The organism is Saccharothrix obliqua (assembly GCF_019375475.1).
Lineage (GTDB): Bacteria > Actinomycetota > Actinomycetes > Mycobacteriales > Pseudonocardiaceae > Actinosynnema > Actinosynnema obliqua.
The window spans coordinates 421690-443855 of the sequence record NZ_JAHXGQ010000003.1; the positions used below are offsets into that span (position 1 = coordinate 421690).

General features: G+C 69.0%; 3 protein-coding genes. 1 reads left to right on the forward strand and 2 read right to left on the reverse strand.

Translation table 11 applies throughout. The annotated features are described in order from the left end of the window. Window positions 1-65: 65 nt before the first annotated feature. Both KZQ38_RS11780 and KZQ38_RS11785 read right to left on the reverse strand, forming a co-directional pair. Window positions 66-764 (reverse strand): allene oxide cyclase barrel-like domain-containing protein, encoded by a 699-nt coding sequence (locus KZQ38_RS11780; protein WP_219441121.1) that lies wholly within the window; start codon window positions 762-764, stop codon window positions 66-68. 67 nt (window positions 765-831) lie between these two features. Beyond that, window positions 832-3582, reverse strand: coding sequence for a helix-turn-helix transcriptional regulator (locus KZQ38_RS11785; RefSeq protein WP_219441123.1), 2751 nt, complete (start codon window positions 3580-3582; stop codon window positions 832-834). Window positions 3583-3870: 288 nt separating this feature from the next. On the opposite strand from KZQ38_RS11785, the gene KZQ38_RS11790 reads away from it, so the two are divergent. Next, window positions 3871-22131: an SDR family NAD(P)-dependent oxidoreductase gene (locus KZQ38_RS11790; RefSeq protein WP_219441125.1), complete on the forward strand. Its 18261-nt coding sequence runs from the start codon at window positions 3871-3873 to the stop codon at window positions 22129-22131. The last annotated feature ends 35 nt before the right edge of the window (window positions 22132-22166 follow it).

The window sequence follows — 22166 nt, forward strand, 5'->3', positions numbered from 1 at the left end:
GGCAGAGGGACCCTGGTCCGTGTCGCGAGCCCACCCTACCTGTGGTGAGTCGAAACGCCTGGTGGTCACGCCAAGTGCGATCGTACGGCGGAGGTGGTTGATGACAGGTCCGTGCTGACAGGTGGAGCTTCCAGACGACCTGATTCGGGCTCAGGGTTGACCTGCGGACCAATCAGCGCGCCCAGCAGCGTCAGCAACAGGTCCAGTTCCTCTGGGCTGGTCGGAGCGGTAGTACCCGGTGGGAGGGAGCGCAAGACGAGACTGGACTCGTAACGACTGTGCGGGTTGTCGGGGGTGGGGCGGAACCCGCGGATGCCGATTGTCCCGCTGAGCGCCCCGCCGGTGCCGACCACGGGAAAGCGCTGGGCCACGCCCTTGATGATCTCGCTGGCGTCGATCCAACCAGCCGTTTGGGCCGTCCCGTCGGGGAATTCCAAGCGCTCACGGTAGTACATCATGACGTGGCCGTCCCGAGAGCGCTGGTAGAGGATTCGACCAGTGCCTGTCAGGGTGGCGACCAAATCGCCGTCCGGCGTGCGCAGCTCGCTGTCGTAGGTGTCCCAGTCGCCGATGCTGCGCCCAGGCGGATTGACGTGGCGGTAGTCCAGCTCGACCCGCTCCACCAGCTCCGCGTGATCGCGGTCACCGGGAGAGCAGCGCCCGCCTGGCGCCAACCCGCCGTTCTCGGCCAGCGCTGTGAACGCTGTGACGGCGGCGGCGAGGGACAGGTTGCGGCCGGGGATGCCGATGGTCGTGGGAAACATGACCCTCCGATCGAAGTGTCGGTGACCCATCGTGTGATCGATGTCTAAAGCTATCCTTGCTTCCCGGTCAGGACGACGCCATCAACCGGATCAACTGGGCGCGCGAGGTGAGGTTCAACTTCTGGTAGATCCGGGTCAGGTGCACATCGACCGTGCGCGGGCTCATGCGTAGTTGTTGGGCGATCTCCTTGGTGCGCTTGCCGGTCGCGGCGATGGCTGCCACTTCGGACTCCCGCTTGGTGAGGGTCGACAACGGCTCCTGCTTGCCCGCAGCCGGCTGTGGGCCGGAGTCGAGGTGTTCGCGGGCCAGGGTGGCTAGACTCACGGCACCGCAGCCGAGCGCCCGGCGCTCGGCGTCAACGAGGAGCGCGCGGCCCTCCCTGGCGTTTCCCGCTTCGATCTCACACAACCCTGCCAGCAGGATTGCCTGCGCGCGGGGCAACGCCATGTCTGTCAGGGAGAACTGATCGGCGGCCTGCCGGTACAGCACCCGGCCGAGCCGAGGGTTGCCTTCAGCTCTGGCGACGTGCGCGCTCGCCAGCAGTGCCCACCCGTGCTGATGAGGGAGGTTCTGCCTGCGAGCCTCCCTGGTCGCCCGGGCGGCCCAATCGGCGGCCTCGCCCTCCTCGCCGAGAGTCGCCGAGGTGAGCAACTCGTAAATCCGGGGCCGTAGCGCCGCGGGAAACGCGGTGAGCGCGGCCCCGCCGTTGCCGTTGAGCACGACGCGGACGCAGCGCCGCACGTCGGCTCCCGCATCCAGAACGGCCTGCAGCCACATCGTCATGCTCTGGGCGAATGGTGTGCTCTGCCGAGGAAAATCGATGACCACCTGCTCGGTGGAAGCCACCGCGATGCTCGGGTCGGTCAGCGCGCCGACCCGGGTCAGGGTGAGGTGTCCGGCAGCGGCGGCGAAGTCGTGGAGGCACCGAGCCCCGGCTTCCTGGGCGAGTTGTGCCGCGCGTCGGTAACGCTCGACCGCCTTCGGGAGATCACCGAGCAGGTCGGCGACGGCACCCAACGTCGAGACCACGGCGGCCTCGACGCCCAGCACACCCGCCTGCCTGCCTGCTTCCAGCGCTCGGTGCATGTGCCGCTCGGCGTTGTGCAGCCAACCCATCAACATCTCGCCATAGCCGAGTACGAGCGGGCTGTCGAAGTCGTGCCGGGTGCGCGATCCGGGTAGCCCGTCGAGGTCGCGCGCGCACGCGGTGAGCGTCTGAGCGGCCAGTGCGCAATTCCCGTCGAGCACCTCTTGGAGGCCGCGTACGGCCAGCACTCCGACGCGGGTGTGGATGTCATTGGTCTCCGCGTGGGCACCAAGTTCCGCGATCCGGTCGACCGGCACGGGGGGACCGCCCAGCAGGGACAAGAAAGCCTGGCGCACCACGACTTGCGCCACCTCGGCTCGCGCAGTGCCGGGCAGGGTGGCAAGGTGCTCTTCGAGGATCGTGTTCGCCTCTACGTAGTTGCCCGCCAGGCAGAGCACGGTCGCCTGGTGCCGGACGGCGTCGGTGGCCAGTCGGAGGTTGTCCTCGCTCGCGAGTCGAGCTGCTTTTGCGGCAATGCGCACGCTGTCGTCGAGTTCGCCTGTGGCGGCTGTGACCCGGGCCAGGCGCAGTGTCAGCTCCGCGCGTTCTCCGCCGTCGTCTGTGATGCCGATGGCCGTGCAAAGCCAGTGTGCGGCCTGCTCGGGTGCCTGCTGAGCGACCTCGTCGGCAGCAGCGGCCAAGATCTCGGGGTCCTGTGGCGTGGCATGGGCGATTGAGCGTTCGATGTGACGTGCGAGGATTCCCGTCGGAGTGGTGCGCTCGGCCAGCGCGAGCTTCGCACGGCGGTGCAGATCCGCCCGCGCACCCGCCGCGATGTCGGTGTAGGTGGCGCGGCGCAGCACCGGATGTCGGAAGCGGGGTATTCCCGGGCCGTCCTGGTGACGCAGGACGTCCGAAGCCACCAACGTGTCGAGTGCTCGGTTGGCGTCCTCGCGGTCGAGACCGGCGACCTCTGCCAGCAGGTCCAGGTCTGGCATGTCCTCGTCGAGGACCGCCAACGCGTCAAGCACCAACCGGTCCTGGTCGCTGAGGGTCCTCAGCTCGTCCGTCAGTAGGGCGGTGATGTGAGCCGGCGACTTGTGCGTTCGAGGAGTGTCCGGGCACTTGGCGTAGGCGAGGGCGAGCAGGTAGAGCGGGTTTCCGCCTGACTCGGCGTGGAGGGCGCGCATCGCATCGTCCTCGGTGTCCCGACCCAGAACGCGCATCGCCTGACCGATGGTCAAGGGTGGCAGCGCGACCCGGTGTACTGTGCCCAGCTCCACGCCATGCGCCAGTGCGCTGACCAGGGTGCGCGGCGACCGCCTGCTCCGGCGCGCGATCACGATCACAAGCGGTCCGTTGATCGGGGCGTGGGCGAGGTTCTCCACCAGTTCCACCGACTCCTCGTCGGCGAGGTGGAAGTCGTCGAGCACCAGAACCACCCGGTGCGGGTTCAGGCGCGTCAGGGCGGTTCGCGCCGCCGCATGCCGCCGGAGCTGGTCGCCGCGCACCTCGACCTCCGTCAGATGGTCGCCCAGGGCGGTCGCCAGTGGCCCGAGTGGTTCACTGCGATTCCGCGCCGAGTAGCGCACGCGTAGAACGGTCCACCCCGCATTTTGGCAGTGTCGGGAAACTGTCGCCAATAATGCTGTCTTGCCCATTCCGGGTTCGCCGACGATATCGATAATCTGACCGTGCGCTGTTCCTGATCGGTTGAAGTGGGCTAAGACTGCGCAGAGTTCTTCGTTCCGAACAGCGTTATCAGGGTCAACAGGAGGTCGGTTGCGCATCAGCTTTGGCCTCCTGGAGTCCGCTCGGCCCACTTGGTCCACTCGGCCTACTGTGTCCGCGGAAGCGGAGAACGTAGCGGCTCGATGGACTGCTGACCCTGAGGAATCGCGCGTCTACGGGATCAGTCTAGCTGTGTGCGGATCATGTCGGCAAAGCCGCCGACCTGGTTCCACTTGGTGAACACGACCACGCCCAACCGGCGGGTCTAGTTGTCGGCCACCCTCGCCCCGTCCACCTCCGCCGACCGGCTTTAGGCGTGGGCTAGCTGCCGTCTGCACAGTAGTGGCTTGGCCGAGCCTGCCGATACGTTCAAGGGAGCGCCGATGTTCGATGCGGGTGTACCAGCGATGCCATCCGACTCTGCTGGTGTTGCTGCGGATCGTGCGGTCGCTGTGGTGGGTGTCGCCTTCCGGCTACCTGGCGCGTCGTCGCCCGAGGAGTTCTGGGCCTTGCTGGAGTCCGGTCGCGACGCGATCACTGACGTGCCTGCGGACCGTCTCGGCGCAGATATCGACCCAGTGGGGCGGGGTGGGTTCATAGCGGGGGTGCGAGAGTTCGACGCCGGGCTGTTCGGCATCAGTCCGCGCGAGGCGGTCGCGATGGATCCACAGCAGCGGATCATGCTCGAACTGGCGTGGCAGGCCTTCGAGGACGCCGGGATCCCGCCGCGGCGGCTGAACCGGGTCGGGGTGTTCATCGGGACGATGGGCAGTGACTACGCCACTCTGCTGGCCCGCGGGGGCGTTGATGCGATCGGCAGGCACACTCTCACTGGCCTCAGCCGAGGGCTCATTGCCAATCGCGTCTCGCACGCGCTCGGTCTCACCGGCCCCAGCCTTGCAGTCGATTCGGCGCAGTCCTCGGCTCTGACGGCTGTGCACCTGGCGTGCCAGAGCATCCGCCGAGGCGAGTCCTCCGCCGTGCTCGTCGGAGCGGTGAACCTGAACCTGGTGCCCGACAGCACGTTCGCCGCCGCGCGTTTCGGCGGCCTGTCCCCGGACGGTCACAGCCACACCTTCGACGCCCGGGCTAACGGGTACGTGCGCGGTGAAGGCGGCGTGGCTATCCTGCTCAAGCCACTGACCGCGGCCCTCGCCGACGGCGACGACGTTCAAGCGGTGATTCTCGGCAGCGCGCTCAACAACGACGGGCCAGCACCGGGGCTGACCGTACCCAGCGCTGCCGCACAGGCCGATGTGCTGCGTCGGGCATACGCCGACGCAGGGGTCGACCCGGCCGAGGTCGACTACGTCGAACTGCACGGGACCGGAACGGCCGTCGGTGACCCGGTCGAGGCAGCGGCGCTCGGCGAGGTGCTCGGCAGTGCCCGGCAGCCGAACCGGCCGTTGCGGGTCGGTTCGGCCAAGACCAACGTCGGTCACCTGGAGGGTGCGGCGGGTCTGGTCGGTCTGGTAAAGGCAGTGCTGGCTCTCCAACACCGAAAGCTGGTGCCCAGTCTCAACTTCGAGAACCCCAACCCGCGCATCCCACTGTCCGAGCTGAACCTGGCGGTGCAGCAGAGCACCGACGACTGGCCCTCCGTTGGGCGGCCCGTGGCAGGCGTCAGCTCGTTCGGCATGGGAGGCACCAACTGCCACCTAGTGCTCACCGCCGCACCCGCGGATGCCGGAGCGGCTGTCGCCTCTGCAGGGGTGCGAGCGCCCGTGACGCTGTGGCCGGTGTCAGCTCGAGGGACGGACGGCCTGCGTGCCCAAGCTGCGGCTCTTCACGCTGCTTTGGTCAACCGTGCGAACCTTGATATCGCCGATGTGGGACACGAACTCGCACTGCGCCGAACCCATCTTGACGACCGCGCCGCCGTGATCGGCACGGACCGCGCAGCTCTCCTGGAAGGTCTGGCCGCACTGGCCTCAAGCGTGCCGTCACCAGCCGTCGTGACGGGAGCCGTCCGCCAATCGGGGCGTGTGGCGTTTCTGTTCTCGGGCCAGGGGAGTCAGCGTCCCATGATGGGAGCGGGCCTCCACCGCGATCACCCGGTGTTCGCCGCCGCGCTCGATGAGGTCTCCACAGCGCTGGATCCGCACCTCGACCGCCCGATCCGCGAAGTGCTGTTCGACGAGAACTCCGACGCGGCCGGTGTGCTGGAGCAGACCAAATACACCCAGCCCGCGCTCTTCGCCCTCCAAGTGGCCCTGTGCCGGCTCGCCGAGCACCACGGCCTGCTCCCGGACGCGGTGTCGGGCCACTCGGTCGGCGAGATCGCCGCCGCGCACGTCGCGGGGGTGCTGTCGCTGGCGGACGCCGCCGCGATTGTGACTGCACGTGGTCGACTCATGCAATCCCTGCCACAGGGCGGACGGATGATCGCGGTCGCGGCGACCGAGGAGGAGGTTCTCGACGTCGTCACCGGACGGTCCGATGTCGGGATCGCTGCGGTCAACACACCCGGCTCAGTAGTGGTGTCCGGCGCGGGAGAAGCGGTCGCCGAGGTGGTCGCGGTGCTCGCCGCTCGGGGCGTGATGGCGCGAGACCTCCGCGTCAGCCATGCGTTCCACTCGCCGCTGGTGGACCCGGTGCTACCCAGGTTCCGGGAGGTGGTGGCGGGCTGCACCTTCGCCGAACCAGGACCGGTCTTCGTCTCCGCCGTGTCCGGTACCGTGGTTGGGACCCGTGAGCTCGCGGACCCCGACCACTGGGTGGATCACGCCCGCCGCGCCGTCCGCTTCGCCGATGCGGTTCGGGCTCTTCGTGACCAGGGCGTTACGACGTTCGTCGAGATCGGTCCCGATGGCACGCTATCCGCGTTGGCCGCGGAGACACTCGCAGCCGACGGGTCTCCCACCGGTGAAGCACCGGCAGCCTTCCCGTTGTTGCGAAAGAACACCGACGAGTCGGTCGCGTTCGCCACCGGGCTCGGGCTGGCATTCGTTGCCGGCACAGAGCCGGACTGGTCAGCCCTCGGCGGTGGACGTCGCGTCCGTCTGCCGACGTACGCCTTCCAACGCAAAACCTATTGGCCGGAGGTCGTCCATGAGCAGGCGACTGACCTGCGCCTCGACTCATCCGCTGAAACGGCAGAGCCGACTCCTGCGCCAGATCCGCGGACGCTGCTCGACTTGGTTCGCGTCGCGACGGCCGCAGTCCTCGGACATGCAGACGCGGTCACGGTGGAGAGCACCCGGACGTTCCACGACCTCGGCCTCGACTCGCTGGGCGCCGTGGAGTTGCGGGACCGGCTCACCGAGGCGACCGGTCTGGTACTCGCCCGCACCGTTCTGTTCGACCACCCCACGCCCATACGGCTTGCCGCTCACATCGCGGCAATGCGGCCCGACGCGAGCGGGAGCGCGCCGATCCCGAACCCGTCCGGCACGAACGAACCGATCGCCATCGTCGGCATGGGTTGCCGCTATCCCGGGGACATTCGATCCCCGGGGCATCTGTGGCGATTCGTCCTGGACGGCCGCGACGCCATCGGGCCTTTTCCCGACGACCGCGGTTGGGACCTCGAAGCCTTGCTGGGCGGAGGATCGGCCGCGACCGGCGGTGGTTTCGTCGCGGATGCCGCGGGGTTCGATGCGGAGTTCTTCGGCATCAGCCCCCGCGAAGCGGTAGCAATGGACCCCCAGCAGCGCCAACTCCTAGAGGTGACGTGGGAAGCGCTGGAGCGGGCGCGGGTGCGCCCATCGCACCTCGCCGACACCGCGACCGGTGTGTTCATCGGTGCGATGGCCCAGGACTACGGTCCTCGCCTGCACGAACCGGGGGACGACGGGGGCCATCTGCTGACCGGTAACACTGCCGGCATGCTCTCCGGCCGAATCTCCTACCTGTTGGGACTGCGCGGTCCAACGCTGACCGTGGACACGGCGTGTTCGTCGTCGTTGGTGGCTTTGCACTTGGCGGTGCGCTCGTTGCGGTCGGGGGAGTGCTCGCTCGCGCTCGCGGGCGGAGTCGCGGTGCTGGCCAATCCAGGCATGTTCGTCGAGTTCAGCAAGCAGGGTGGGTTGTCTGTTGACGGGCGTTGTAGGGCGTTTGGTGCGGGTGCGGATGGGACGGGGTGGGCTGAGGGTGTGGGTGTCGTTGTTCTGGAGCGATTGTCGGATGCGCGTCGGTTGGGTCATGAGGTGTTGGCGGTGGTGCGTGGTTCGGCGGTGAATTCCGATGGTGCGTCGAATGGGTTGACGGCGCCGAGTGGTGTGGCGCAGGAGCGGGTGATCCGGTCGGCGTTGGTGGATGCGGGTTTGTCGGTGTCGGACGTGGATGTGGTGGAGGCGCACGGTACGGGGACGAGGTTGGGTGATCCGATCGAGGCGGGTGCGTTGTTGGCGACCTATGGTCGGCGTGATGGTGTGCCGTTGTTGTTGGGTTCGTTGAAGTCGAATATCGGGCATGCGCAGGCGGCGGCCGGGGTCGGTGGTGTGATCAAGATGGTCGAGGCGCTGCGTCATGGTGTCGTCCCGCCTACTTTGCACGCTGTTGAGCCTTCTCCGCATGTGGACTGGGCTTCGGGTGCGGTGGAGTTGGTGCGCACGGTCACGGACTGGCCGGTCACAGGGCGTCCGCGCCGTGCTGCCGTGTCGTCCTTCGGAATCAGCGGCACCAACGCACACCTGATCCTTGAGGCGGTCCCGGAGGAAGCGACTGCGGCCGTCGAACCGGTCACACCCCCGGTTCCGCTGGTGTTGTCCGCGGCGACGCCTCCGGCGTTGCGCGCGGTCGCCGGTGGACTGCACGACCTGATTGATGACGACCGGCACCTCACCGCGGTCGCCGGCGCGCTCGTGCACGATCGGGATCTGCACGAGCACCGGGCCGTCGTGGTCGCGGACGATGCCGCGTCCGCCCGGGCCGGTCTATCCGCCTTGGTCGACGGCGTGGACTCTGCCCATGTGGTGGCAGGACGTGCTGCCGACCCAGGACGAGTGGTGTTCGTCTTTCCTGGGCAGGGCACTCAATGGGTGGGCATGGGAGCCGATCTGCTGGACGTGCCCGGTGCGTTCGCGGAGCGCATGCGCGAATGTGACACAGCGCTCGCCCCGCACACCGGCTGGTCACTGTTGGACGTCGTGCGCGGTGCGGAGGGCGCGCCCTCTCTCGACCGGGTCGACGTGGTGCAACCTGTCTTGTTCGCTCTTATGGTGTCGCTGGCCGCGCACTGGCAGGCGGCCGGGGTCGAACCCGACGCCGTGGTGGGCCACTCCCAGGGCGAGATCGCCGCCGCGTGCGTAGCGGGCGCCTTGTCGCTCGACGACGCTGCACGGCTGGTCGTACTGCGCTCGTCCACCATCACGGTGCTATCTGGTGAGGGTGGGATGCTGTCAGTGGCGCTGTCCGAGGAACGAGTGCGCGAACTGCTCACCCAGTGGCCCGACCAGCTCGACATCGCTGTCCGCAACGCCGCCGGCGCCACGGTGGTCGCGGGCGCGCTCGACGCGCTGGCCGAACTGGCCGCGACCTGCGAGGCGGCAGGTCACCGCGCACGCTGGTTGCCCGTGGACTACGCATCCCACTCGCCCCAGGTCGAACGGCTGCGAGAGGAACTGGTCACAGCGCTGGACTGGCTGGAACCCGCCACAGGTGCGCTGCCGCTCTACTCCACCGTAGACAGCTCAGTCCTGGATGGCTCCGCCCTCGACGCTGAATACTGGTACCGCAACCTGCGCCGGACCGTGCACTTCGAGTCGGCCGTCCAGCTCTTGCTCGCCGACAGGTACCGGACATTCATCGAGGTCAGCCCTCACCCTGTGCTGACCTCTGCGGTCCAGGACACCGCCGAGGCTGCCGACGTTCGCGGTGTCGTTATCACTGGCTCGCTGCGTCGTGACGACGGCGGCCCGGGCCGGTTAGCGCTTTCCCTCGCCACCGCCCATGCCGCCGGTGTAGTGGTTGATTGGAAGCTTCCCGCGACCACCCGCGTCGACCTGCCGACTTATCCCTTCCAGCACCGCCACCACTGGCTGTCCGCCTCCGGGCCGCGAGCGGAGCCGGAGGCAGCGGGTTTGACCCGGCTCGAGCACCCCATGCTCGGCGCGCTCGTGTTCCGGGCCGACGAGGACGAGCTTCTCTGCACCGGTCGGATCTCGTTGCGCACGGACCAGTGGCTCGCTGACCATGCCGTGAACGGCACGATTTTGCTGCCTGGCACCGCCTTCGTCGAGTTGGCACTGGTCGCCGCCGGTCGTGCGGGTGTCGGCGACTTGGCCGAGCTGACACTGGAGGTGCCGCTGATCCTCGACCCGGATACCGCCGTCGCGGTGCAGGTCGTCGTCGGCGTTCCGCGGGACGACGGAGCGCGCCCGGTGCGCGTGTACTCCCGCGACGAAGGGGAAGAGCCCGCCGTTTGGACCCGGCACGCGACCGGTCTGGCCTCGCTTCCGGCGCCGCCCCGCACCGCGATGCCGACCGAGTGGCCGCCACCCGGTGCCGTCGAGATCGACCTGACCACTCGTTACGCCGAGTTGGCGGACGAGGGCTACGAGTACGGGCCCGCCTTTCAGGGGCTCGCCCGCGCATGGCGGATAGGTGACGACGTCTACGCCGACCTGATCCTGGACGAGGGCCAGCAGGCGCAGGCGACGAATTTTGACCTCCATCCCGCTCTCCTGGACGCCGCGCTGCACGCGGTCGGCCTGATCTCGGGCGGTTCGCGAGCAAGCTTGGCGAACCTCCCACTGCCGTTCCACTGGTCGGGGGTACGGCTGTATGCAACCGGCGCGACCGCCACCGGGGTCCGACTGAGGCGGATCTCGGCGGACACCGTTTCGCTGGTTCTGCAGGACCGGTCCGGCCTGCCCATCGCCGAGGTCGACTCGCTGGTCATGCGCCCGGTCGACGCCGCCTCCCTGCGCCCGGAGCCGCCGGTGCACGAGGTGCACTGGGTCCCCGTGACGCTGCCCGAGAATCCGGACAGGGCCCTTGTGGAGGTCGTTCGCGTCGGGGCGCACCCCGTTGATGCTGACGTAGTCGGCGACGTGCACGAGACCACCGCCGCGCTCGTGGCGGATCTGAAGAAACGGGTCGTCGACGGCTCCGCGCGTGTAGCCGTCGTGACCTCCGGCGTGGGTCCCGGTGCCGAACCTGTCGATCTCGTTGCGTCGGCGGTGTGGGGCCTGGTGCGCACCATCCAGGCGGAACACCCGAACCGGGTCGTGCTCGTCGACGGTCCTCCCGGTATCGCCGACCAGGTCGTCGCCCGCGCGGCCGCGCTCGGCGAACCCCAGGTGGCACTGGACGCCGGAGGGGCGCGAGTGCCCCGATTGACCCGGGCCGGTGGGCACCCCGTCGCCGACGTCCACTTCGGTGGCACAGTTCTGGTGTCGGGCGGGTCCGGCGTCCTGGCCGGCTTGGTGGCGCGTCGACTGCTCGACGAGCACGGGGTTGAGCGGGTCGTACTGGTTTCACGTTCCGGCGCGGGCACGGGGCCGGGGATTGTCGGCGTCCCCTGTGACGTCACCGACCGCGATGGTTTAAGGGAAGTCTTCGAGGAGTTCGGCGTGACCGGCGTCGTGCACGCGGCGGGTGTGCTGGACGACGTGACGCTAACCGGCTTGGACCAGGAACGGCTCGCGCGCGTGCTGCTGCCCAAGGTCGACGGCGGTTGGGTTCTGCACGAACTGGCCCAGGAATTCGGGGTCACCGCGTTCGTGATGTTCTCCTCGATCACCGGAATCGTCGGTTCGGCCGGTCAGGCCGCCTACACCGCGGCGAACGGTTTCCTCGACGGGCTCGCCCGGTACCGCCGATCCCTCGGTCTGCCCGCCGTCTCGTTGGCCTGGGGGCTCTGGGGCGTTGGCACCGGGATGACCGGCAACCTGTCTCAGGCGGACCACGGAAGACTCCAGCGGATGGGCTTGATCCCGATGAGCACCTCGCACGCGTTGGCGCTGTTCGACGCCGCGTTGCGCGACGGCGGCGCAATCGTGGTGCCCGCCGCTTTCGATGTGCACGTGCTGCACGAACAGGCCTCCGCCGGTGTGCTGCCGTCGGTCTACGGCGGGCTGGTCCGGAAAACTGCCCGACGGGTTGTCGAGCACGACGAACCCGAGACCTGGACCGCATCCCTCGCGGCGCTGTCGCCTGCAGATCGCGACGCGCGCCTGCTGAACCTCGTGCGCGCCCAGGTCTCCGTTGTTCTCGGTCGCGACGCCGACGACGAGGTGGAGTTCCACCGCACCTTCAAGGAACTCGGCTTCGACTCGCTCACCGCCGTCGAGTTGCGCAACCGGCTCAACGCCGTGACCGGCCTGCGCCTGGCATCCACACTCGTGTTCGACCACCCTACCCCTGAGCAGCTGGTCGGCTTGCTCCGTGACCAAATCACAGGTACCGCGGCGGTACCCGCGCCTGCGGTCGCCTCTGCTGACGACGACGACTCGGTGGTAATCGTCGGCATGGGCTGTCGCTTTCCCGGTGGGGTGCGTTCCGCCGCCGATCTATGGGACTTCGTTGTCTCAGGCAGGGAAGCGGTGTCCGACTTCCCGACCGACCGCGGCTGGGAAGTTGACCGCCGCTTCGACCCAGGCGGCCGGCGCGCCGACGGGATCTCCACCCGCCGCGGTGGATTCCTCTACGACGCTGCGGATTTCGACGCCCAGTTCTTCGGCATGAGCCCACGTGAGGCGTTGGCCACCGATCCGCAGCAGCGGCTGCTGCTGGAGGTCGTCTGGGAAGCTCTCGAGTCCGCAGGCATCGACCCGAAGGTGCTGCGTGGCACCGACACTGGCGTCTTCGCGGGGATCATGTACAACGACTACGCCGCCCGCTTCCGCACGCCACCGCCCGAACTGGCGGGCTACCTCCGCAACGGCAGCTACGGCAGCGTCGCCTCTGGGCGCATCGCCTACACCTTCGGCTTCGAGGGACCCGCTGTGTCGGTCGACACCGCCTGCTCGTCCTCGCTGGTGGCCATGCACCTCGCCGTGCAGTCCCTGCGGCGGGGCGAATCCTCGCTGGCGCTGGCGGGTGGCGTGACCGTGATGGCTACGCCGAACACCTTCGTGGAGTTCAGTAGGCAGAACGGCCTGTCGAGCGACGGCCGGTGCCGGGCGTTCGGCGCGGACGCGGACGGCACCGGCTTCGCCGAAGGCGTAGGCGTCGTCGTCTTGGAGCGGCTGAGTGATGCACGGCGACTGGGACACCGGGTGCTGGCGGTGGTGCGCGGTTCTGCGGTGAATCAGGACGGGGCCTCGAACGGCTTGACGGTGCCGAACGGTCCCGCGCAGGAAAGGGTGATCCGGACGGCGCTCGCTGACGCCGGCCTGACCTTCGCGGACGTCGACGTGGTGGAAGCGCATGGCACGGGGACGAAGCTGGGTGATCCGATCGAGGCGGGGGCACTGCTGGCGACGTACGGACAGCGCGAGTCGGGCACCCCGCTACTGGTGGGGGCGTTGAAGTCGAACATCGGCCACACGCAGGCCGCTGCCGGTGTCGGTGGTGTGATCAAGTTGGTCGAAGCGCTACGTCGAGGGGTGGTGCCGAGGTCTCTCCACGTGGAGACGTTGTCCCAGCACGTGGACTGGGCTTCCGGTGCCGTGGATGTCGTCCGGCAGAACGTGACCTGGCCGGAGACCGGCCGGCCACGACGGGGCGCGGTGTCGTCGTTCGGCATCAGCGGCACGAACGCGCACCTCATCCTCGAACAACCCGACCTGGAGCCCCTGAACGCGACCGAGCCGGCCGACGCGGCTGGATTGGTGATCAGCGGGCACAGCGAGGCCGCCCTACGCGGTCAGGCCGCTCGGCTGCGCGAGTTCCTAGACGCGGAGGATCTTCCTGCTCTTGGCGACCTCGCCCATACTCTCGCCTCCGCGCGAGCCGAACTGCCGCACCGGGCCGTCCTACTAGGCGATTCGGTCGAGGCTCTGCGCACCGCCGCGACCGCTGTGGCCGCAGGACGCCCGACCGAAGACACCGCAGTAGCACAGGCCACATCCCCGCGTCGGGTCGCCCTGGTGTTTCCTGGCCAAGGCGCGCAGCTGGCGGGCATGGGAAACGGGTTGGACGCCTTCCCTGCCTTCGCCAACGCACTGGACGAGGTGTGCCTGGTCGCCGACGAGTCGCTGGGCCGATCCCTGCGTGAGGTGATGGCATCCGGCGACGGCCTCGAACGAACCCGCTACGCCCAGGTGGCGCTCTTCGCGCATGGCTACGCCTTGGCCCGTTTGGTCGGGTCCTGGGGGATTGTCCCGGCCGCGCTGCTCGGGCACTCGGTCGGCGAGATCGTCGCGGCCTGTGTGTCCGGGGTGCTCACGGTCGTCGATGCGGTTCGACTGGTGGTGGCCCGTGCTGGCCTGATGGACGCCCTGCCCGACGGCGGTGCGATGGCCGCCGTAGCGGCCCCTGTCGACGCTGTAGTGCCGCTACTCGTCGATGGTGTGGTGATCGCCGCGGTCAACTCGCCCGGTTCGGTGGTGCTCTCCGGCGTAGCGGCGGGAGTCGATCGCGTCGTCGACCGGCTCGCCGCGACCGGGGTCCGCGTGCGACAGCTGGCGGTGTCGCACGCCTTCCACTCGCCGCTGATGGAGCCGGCACTCGATGAACTCGTCCGGGCTGCGGCCGCCATCCCGCTTGCGGACGCCCAGATCCCGGTGGTGTCAACCCTGACTGGTGAGCTCGCGGAAACTGGTTCCTTTGGCACCGCCGGTTACTGGCGTGCGCAGGCACGGAGCGCGGTCCGCTTCGGCGACGCCGTCGCGGCACTGCGCAACCTGGGCGTCGACGCGGTCTTCGACATGAGCCCAGACGGCTCGCTCGCAGGGTTGATCGAGGCCAGTTCGGTGGCTGGGACGACCGTCCTCCAACTCTCCCGTCGGGGGCAGCCCGAGGCCGAGGCTTTCCTGCGTGGGATCGCCAGAGCGTACGTGGCCGGGTTCGGAGTGGACCGCACCCGGTTCGGTCGCGGCCAGCTCGTGCAAGCACCCACGTACGCTTTCCAGCGCAAGCGCTTCTGGCTGGACTCGTTCGCCGAACCTGGCGATCTGTCCGATGCAGGGCTGTCCGCCGGGGTTCACCCGCTCCTCGCGGCGTCGGTCGCGCTCGCCGACAGCGGGGCGACGGTGTTCACTGGGCGGTTGTCCACCGCGGTGCACCCCTGGCTCGCGGACCACCGCCTGTCCGGTGTCGCCGTCTACCCAGCGGCCGGGATCGTGGAGTTGGTCGCCTCGGCAGGCGCTGTCACCGGCACGCCAGTGGTGGCCGACCTGGTGCTGGAGGCGCCGTTGATCGGCGACGACCTCGCCCTACAGGTCGTCGTGGGTGCCCCAGCGGAAGCGGGCACCCGCTCGGTTAGCGTGCACTCCCGGCGCATCGACGGCGATCATCCGTGGCAACGGCACGCCTCCGGCGCTCTGGTAGCGCGAACCGCCGCGCTCGGCGTCGTCCAGTCCTGTTATCCACCCGCCGACGCTGAACCTATTGACCTTGACGGCGTCTACGAGGCGTTCGCTGACTGCGGCTACGAGTACGATGGTCACTTCCGCGGCCTGCACGCTGCATGGCACAGCGGCGACGTGCTGTTCGCCGAGGTGCGCGTGCCCGCGATAGCGGCGAATGGTTTTTCTGCGCACCCGGCTGTCCTAGACGCCGCGTTGCACGCCCTGCTGCTTGACCGGCTCGCTCTCACCTCTGGCCAGTGGCCGTCTGTGCCGTTCGCCTGGCGGGGCACGACTGTCGTTCCGTCTACGACTGAGGTGTTACGAGTGCGCGTAACCCCGGCTGGCCCGGACTCTTTCTCGGTGACCGCCGTGGATGAGCAAGGTACGCCTGTGCTGCGCGTGGAGTCACTCACGCTGCGCGCGGTCGACCCGGCCACCCTCGGTGGCCAGGCAGCCATTGACGGGCTGCACGTCCTCGACTGGGTTCCTGTCGAGACCCGCGGCGGCGACCTTGGCGGTGCGGTCGTCGTGCGGTGCCCGCCCCAGAACGGACCGGTGGTCGAGGCGACGCACGCGGCCGTGAGCTTCGTGTTGGACCAAGTCCGCAATCACGTGGTCCATGGCGATGATGCGCTGGTCGTTGTGACCTCCAGCGGGATCGCTGCGGTTGAGGGCGACGCGGTGGACCCCGCCGCCGCTGCGGTGTGGGGCTTCGTGCGCTCCGCGCAGATCGAACACCCTGGGCGGATCGTTCTGGTCGACGCACCTGGCGATCTCTCGGACCATGCCCTTGCCGAAGCCTTGGGGACCGGAGAGCCCCAAATCGCGGTGCGCGAGCGAGTGCTCGTACCAAGGGTCACGCGGGCCACCGGGGACGGGACCAGGGTTCGTTTCGGGAAGACAGTGCTGGTGTCGGGTGGTTCGGGGCGATTGGCCGGTCTGGTGGCACGCCGGTTGATCGATGCGCATGGTGTTGGCCGAGTGGTGCTGGTATCGCGGTCAGGTGCCGGCGGAGGCCCGGGGATCATTGGCATCGCCTGTGATGTCACGGACCGCGACGGTCTACGGCAGGTTTTCGAGGACTTCGGCGTCACTGGTGTGGTCCACGCCGCAGGCGTGCTCGACGACGCCACACTGTCCGGTTTGGACGGCGACAGGCTCGCCGGCGTGCTGCGGCCCAAGGTCGACGGCGGGTGGGCCCTGCATGAACTGGCGGTAGAGTTCGGTGTATCCGCCTTCGTGTTGTTCTCCTCGGTGACCGGCGTTATCGGTACAGGTGGTCAAGCCGCGTACGGCGCGGCTAACGGCTTCCTCGACGGGCTCGCGGCTTGGCGGCGTGCCCAGGGGCTGCCCGGCGTGTCGCTCGCCTGGGGTGCCTGGGACGTCGGCGGCGGGATGGCCGGTGGTCTGTCCCCGGCAGGACTGACTCGACTGCGTCGCTCCGGCCTGGTCCCGATGACCGCCGATGAAGCCCTGACGCTCTTCGACACTGCCATGGCGCACGGCGGGACCGTACTCGTACCCAGCCGATTCGACCGCGCGGCGCTGCACGCATCCGACGACCTACCGTCCGTCCTGCGCGGGATCATCCCGTTCCGGACCGCATCGCCCCCGCGCATCGGGGACCTCGCCGCCCAGATCAGAGAACTTCCCCGAGCCGATGCCCATGCCCTGCTGCTGCATCTCGTACGCGAGCACGCCGCTACGGTTCTGGGGCACGACAGCGCCGCGGCCGTACTTCCGGACGAGAACTTCAGCACGCTCGGATTCGACTCGTTGACGGGCATCGAGTTCCGCAACCGGCTGGAATCCGCCACCGGGCTGCCCCTCCCCGCGACCTTGGTGTTCGATCAACCGACGCCCGCGGCGGTGACAGACCTGCTGATAGCAGAATTCCTAGGCGCGACCGTCCCTTCGGTCGCGGTCCGGCCGAGTGCCATCGACGAACCGATCGCGATTGTCGCCATGGCGTGCCGCTACCCCGGAGGGGCGGACTCCCCGGAGGCGTTGTGGGACCTGGTATCCCGCGGCGGGGATGCGATCGGCGAGTTCCCCGCCAACCGCGGCTGGCCGCTCGATTCGCTGCACAACCCAGACCCTGCCCACGTCGGGACCTCGTACACCCGGCACGGTGGATTCCTTTACGACGCGGCTGGTTTCGACGCCGAGTTCTTCGGCATGAGCGGGCGCGAGGCGTTGGCCACCGATCCGCAGCAGCGGCTGTTGCTGGAAGTCGTATGGGAGGCGTTAGAAGACGGCGGCCTTGATCCTAGTGCGCTCAGAGGCAGTGACACGGGTGTGTTCGCCGGAGTCATGTACAGCGACTACGGAGCACGCGTCCACACCGCGCCCGCAGAGCTGGAGGGCTACGTGGTGAACGGCAGCGCTCCTAGCGTCGCCTCGGGCCGCGTGGCCTACACGTTCGGCTTCGAGGGGCCCGCGCTCACCGTCGACACCGCATGTTCGTCGTCGCTGGTGGCGATGCACCTGGCCGCGCAGTCGCTGCGGCGTGGTGAGTGCTCGCTGGCTGTGGCAGGTGGCGTGACGGTGATGGCCACACCGGCCACGTATGTGGAGTTCAGCCGGCAGAACGGCCTGTCGGCCGATGGTCGGTGCCGCGCCTTCGGCGCGGGTGCGGACGGAACGGGCTTCTCGGAAGGCGTTGGCGTCGTTGTCTTGGAGCGGCTGAGTGACGCGCGGCGCCTAGGCCACAACGTCCTAGCCGTGGTGCGGGGCTCCGCAATCAACCAGGACGGCGCGTCGAACGGCATGACCGCGCCGAACGGCCCGGCCCAGGAGCGCGTCATCCGCTTGTCCCTCGCCGACGCCGGCCTGACTGCGGCGGATGTCGACGTGGTGGAGGCGCACGGAACGGGTACCAGGCTCGGCGACCCGATTGAGGCGGGCGCTCTGCTGGCGACCTACGGTCAGCGCGGTTCCGCGTTGCCGCTCTTGGTCGGGTCATTGAAGTCGAACATAGGCCACGCGCAGGCGGCCGCGGGCGTCGGCGGCGTGATCAAAGTGGTAGCCGCGATGCGTCACGGAGTCGTCCCGAAGTCGTTGCACGCGGAAGAATTGACCCCGCACGTGGACTGGACCTCAGGCGCGGTGCACGTCGTCCGAGAAAACATGGCGTGGCCGGAGACAGGCCGCCCGCGCCGGGCCGCCGTGTCGTCGTTCGGCATCAGCGGCACCAACGCGCACCTCATCCTCGAACAGGCTGAGGACACCGCAGAGCCGGGACCTGTGACCCGTCGCGCCACGCCGGTGCCTTGGGTGCTGTCCGCGCGATCGGAACGCGCGCTGCGGGCGCAAGCCGTGCGGCTCGCCGACGCGGTCGCCAAGCACGACTGGGTGGAGCAAGACGTGGCGCACTCGTTGGCCACATCGCGCACCGCGTTCGACCACCGCGCGGTCGTGGTCGGGGCGGACCGCGCCGAACTGCTCGCCGGACTCACCGCCTTGGCGGAGGGGCGACCCCGTGTGGGCACCCGCACCGGACGAGCGAGGCCCGGCAGGCGAGTTGGTCTCGTCTTCGCGGGTCAGGGGGCACAGTGGGCTGGCATGGGCTCCGGCTTGGCCGCGTTCGACGAGTACAACGCCGCAGTTGACGAGGTCTGCGCGGTGGCCGACGATTTGCTCGGTTGCCGGCTGCGCGACGTGCTGGCGGGGTTGGACGGCGACCTGCGACGGACCCGCTATGCGCAGATCGCGCTGTTCGCCCACGGCTTGGGCGCGTGCCGACTCTTGCTTTCGTGGGGTGTTGTCCCTGACCTGCTGGTGGGCCACTCCGTCGGAGAAATCGTCGCGGCGTGCGTGTCCGGTGTGCTCCTCGTTGAAGACGGTGTTCGGCTCGTGATCGCCAGGGGTGCCTTGATGGACGCTCTGCCCGAGGGCGGTGCGATGACGGCGGTGGCTGCCGGACCGGACGTGGTCGAGCCCCTGTTGATCGATGGACTGACGATCGCTGCGGTGAACTCACCCCGCTCGGTCGTCGTCTCGGGACCGGTCGAGGCGGTCGAGCGAGTCGGTGGAGTTCTGATCGAATCAGGCGTGAGGGTCCGTCGCCTGGACGTCTCGCACGCCTTCCATTCGCCAATGATGGCCCCCGCCGTCGACGGCTTGAAGGGTGTGGCGGACGCGCTGCGCCCGCGCCTGCCTGTCATCCCGATCGTTTCGACGCTGACCGGCGAGGTCGCCGACGCGGACACCTTCGGGACGGCCGGGTACTGGCGTGACCAGGCCATGGGCGTAGTCCGGTTCGGCGACGCCGTCCGGACCGCACGTGATCTCGGTGTCGATGCCTTCGTGGACATGAGCCCTGACGGCTCGCTGGCCGGCCTGATCGAGGCCAATCTCGACGATGACGAGGTGGTGCTGTCGCTGACGCGCAAGGGCGAGCAGGAGGCGGCGCATGCGGTGGCCACTCTTGGCGAGTTGTTCGCCACGGGTGTACGGGTCGACATCGGTGCGCTGGCAAATGGTCATCGTGTACCGCTGCCCACTTATGCATTCCAACACCGGGACTATTGGCTCGACGTCCCTCAGGAGGAACCTGCGGGTAGGTCTCGCGTGCACCCCTTCCTGGACAGGGCAGTCGTCTTGGCTGCGGGCGGCGACACCGTGTTCACCGGTCAGGTGCGGCTGGCGGAGCACCCCTGGCTGGCCGAACACACCGTATTCGATGTCGCGCTGCTACCTGGCACCGCCGTGCTGGAGGTGGTGGCCACCGCCGCAGCGGAGTGTGGCTTGCCTGTCGTTGACGACTTAATGCTGGAGAACCCGGTGCTGCTCGATACGGACAACACTGTGCAACTACAACTGGTCGTCGCGGCGCCCGACGGTTCGGGCTCCGCGGCGGTGTCCCTGCATTCCAGTACGGATGGGAGCCGGTGGACTCGGCACGCCTCCGGGGTCGCGCGGACCGCGATCGACGACGTTGACACGTCCACAGGCACGTGGCCACCGCCCGGCGTGACCACCGTGTCGGTCGATACGCTCTACGATGCGCTTGACGCGCTCGGCCACGGCTACGGTCCGGCGTTCCGCGGCGTTACCGCTCTCTGGCGCGGTGACAGCGTGCGCTACGCCGAGGTGGAGCTGCCCGGGGTTGAGTCCTCCGGGTTCTCTGCTCACCCGGCCCTGCTCGATGCGGCGCTGCACGCCTTGGGCGCGGACGCGGGTGGTGAGGGTGCCCGCGCTCGGCTCCCGTTCTCCTGGGCTCGGGCGCGCCTCACCGCCAGCACCGCGACGAAGCTGCGGGTGCGGCTGCGGGACACGGGCGCAGACACCGCCTCGTTGCTCGTCACAGACAGCGCGGATCGGCCTGTGCTGAGCGCCCTGCTGACCCTGCGCCCAGTCGATCCCGCCTTGCTGGTAGGCGCGGCCGGATCGGGCTCGCTGCACGTCGTCGACTGGCGACCTCTTCGCGCGGTGCGCGGTGAACTGCCCGCGACGGCTGTGGTGGGCGCGACCGTGCCGCCCTTCGACGGTGCGGTGTGCCACCCCGACTTGGCCACGCTGCGAGCCGCCGAGAATCCCACTCCCGAGGTGGTGTTCCACGTCCCGGATGTGACGGGCGACCTGCCTGCGGCTTTCCAGGACGTGCTGCTGCAGACCGCGGCCACCGTTCGGGAGTGGGTGGCCGACCAGTCCGGCGACCGCCTCGTGGTGCTGACCCGGGGAGCGGTCAGAGTTGAACCCGGCGAGACGCCGAACCCCGTGGGCGCGGCCGTGTGGGGCCTGCTGCGTACTGCTCGCAGCGAACATCCCGATCGGGTCGCCGTGGTCGACCTCCCCGCTGAGGGCCCGGTGCCCATCGACCTGCTCGCCGCAGCAGTGGGGAGTGACGAGCCGGAGGTGGCCGTGCGCGCCGCCGGGCTGCGCGTTCCCCGCTTGGTCCCCGCCTCGACCGGGGCGGAGCGGGTGCCAGAGCTTGGCGGCACCGTTCTCGTCACCGGTGCGACGGGCACGTTAGGCCGCTCGGTCGCCCGGCACCTGGTCGACGCGCACGGAACACGGCGGCTGGTGCTGATCAGCCGGTCCGGTTCGGCGGCACCCGGCGCCGCCGAACTAGCTGCTGAGCTTACCGGGCGTGGTGCGGAAGTCACGTTCGCGAAATGCGACGTGGGAGACCGGTCCGCGCTGGCAGCCCTATTGACCGACCACTCGGTGACCGCGGTCGTTCATGTCGCCGGTGTCACTGGCGACGGCTTGGTCGGCTCGCTCACCGCGGACCAAGTAGAGGCGGTGCTGCGGCCTAAGCTCACTGCGGCGTGGTACCTGCACGAACTCACCCGAGAGCGCCCGCTGACCGCGTTCGTGCTGTTCTCCTCGATCGCCGGCGTGATCGGCAACGCCGGGCAGGCCGCGTATGCGGCGGCCAACGCGGGTTTGGACGGGCTTGCCGAGATGCGTCGCTCGATCGGACTGCCCGCCATCTCGTTGTCATGGGGCCTGTGGGCCGACAGCAGTGGCCTGACCTCGGCGCTCGGCGAGGCCGACCGCGCGAGGATCGCCCGGAGCGGCATTCGGCCGATGGCCACCGGCCAGGCACTGGCCTTGCTCGACGCCGCGCTCACCCATGGTGGACCTGTGCTGATCCCCGCCAGGGTGGACCGTGCGGCCTTGCAGACAGGCCCGGGATTGGCCCCCGTGCTGCGCGACCTGGTGCCCGATTCGGTGCGGCAAGTCGGGCCGGCTCCTGAAGACCCGGTGCGGAGGTTCGTCGGGCTCGCACCGGCGGATCGCGAGACGGCATTGGTCGAGTACGTCCGCGCCGTCGTCGCCGACGTCCTGGTCACTCCGGTGAGCGCGGTCGACGCCGACCGCGGGCTGATGGAACTGGGTCTGGACTCGTTGACCGCGCTCGATCTGCGGACGCGGCTCGGCACGGCCTGCGGGCTGTCACTGCCGAGCACCCTTGCCTTCGACCACCCGACTGTGCGGGCGCTGGCCCGCTACCTGGGAGAGCTGCTGGCGTCGGACGCGCCCGAGGACGAGGACCGGGACGGTGACGACCTGCTCGTCGAGCTGGACCGGCTGATCGGTCGAGTGCGTGGAAGCCGCGCGGGAGATCGGGGCCGGCTGGCTGAGCGGATTTCGACGCTGTTGGCGGAGCTGAGCGCCGCTTCGGCAGCGGGGAAGGCATTGGACACCGCGAGCGACGACGAACTGTTCGACCTCATCGACCGCGAGTTCCGCGCGTGACCCGCGCGGAGCCGGACCGACTGGGAGACGACCTC

Bases quoted from the DNA above. Each gene is read 5' to 3' on its own strand.
- KZQ38_RS11785 (WP_219441123.1), bottom strand. From the start codon at position 3,582: ATGCGCAACCGACCTCCTGTTGACCCTGATAACGCTGTTCGGAACGAA.
- KZQ38_RS11780 (WP_219441121.1), bottom strand. From the start codon at position 764: ATGTTTCCCACGACCATCGGCATCCCCGGCCGCAACCTGTCCCTCGCC.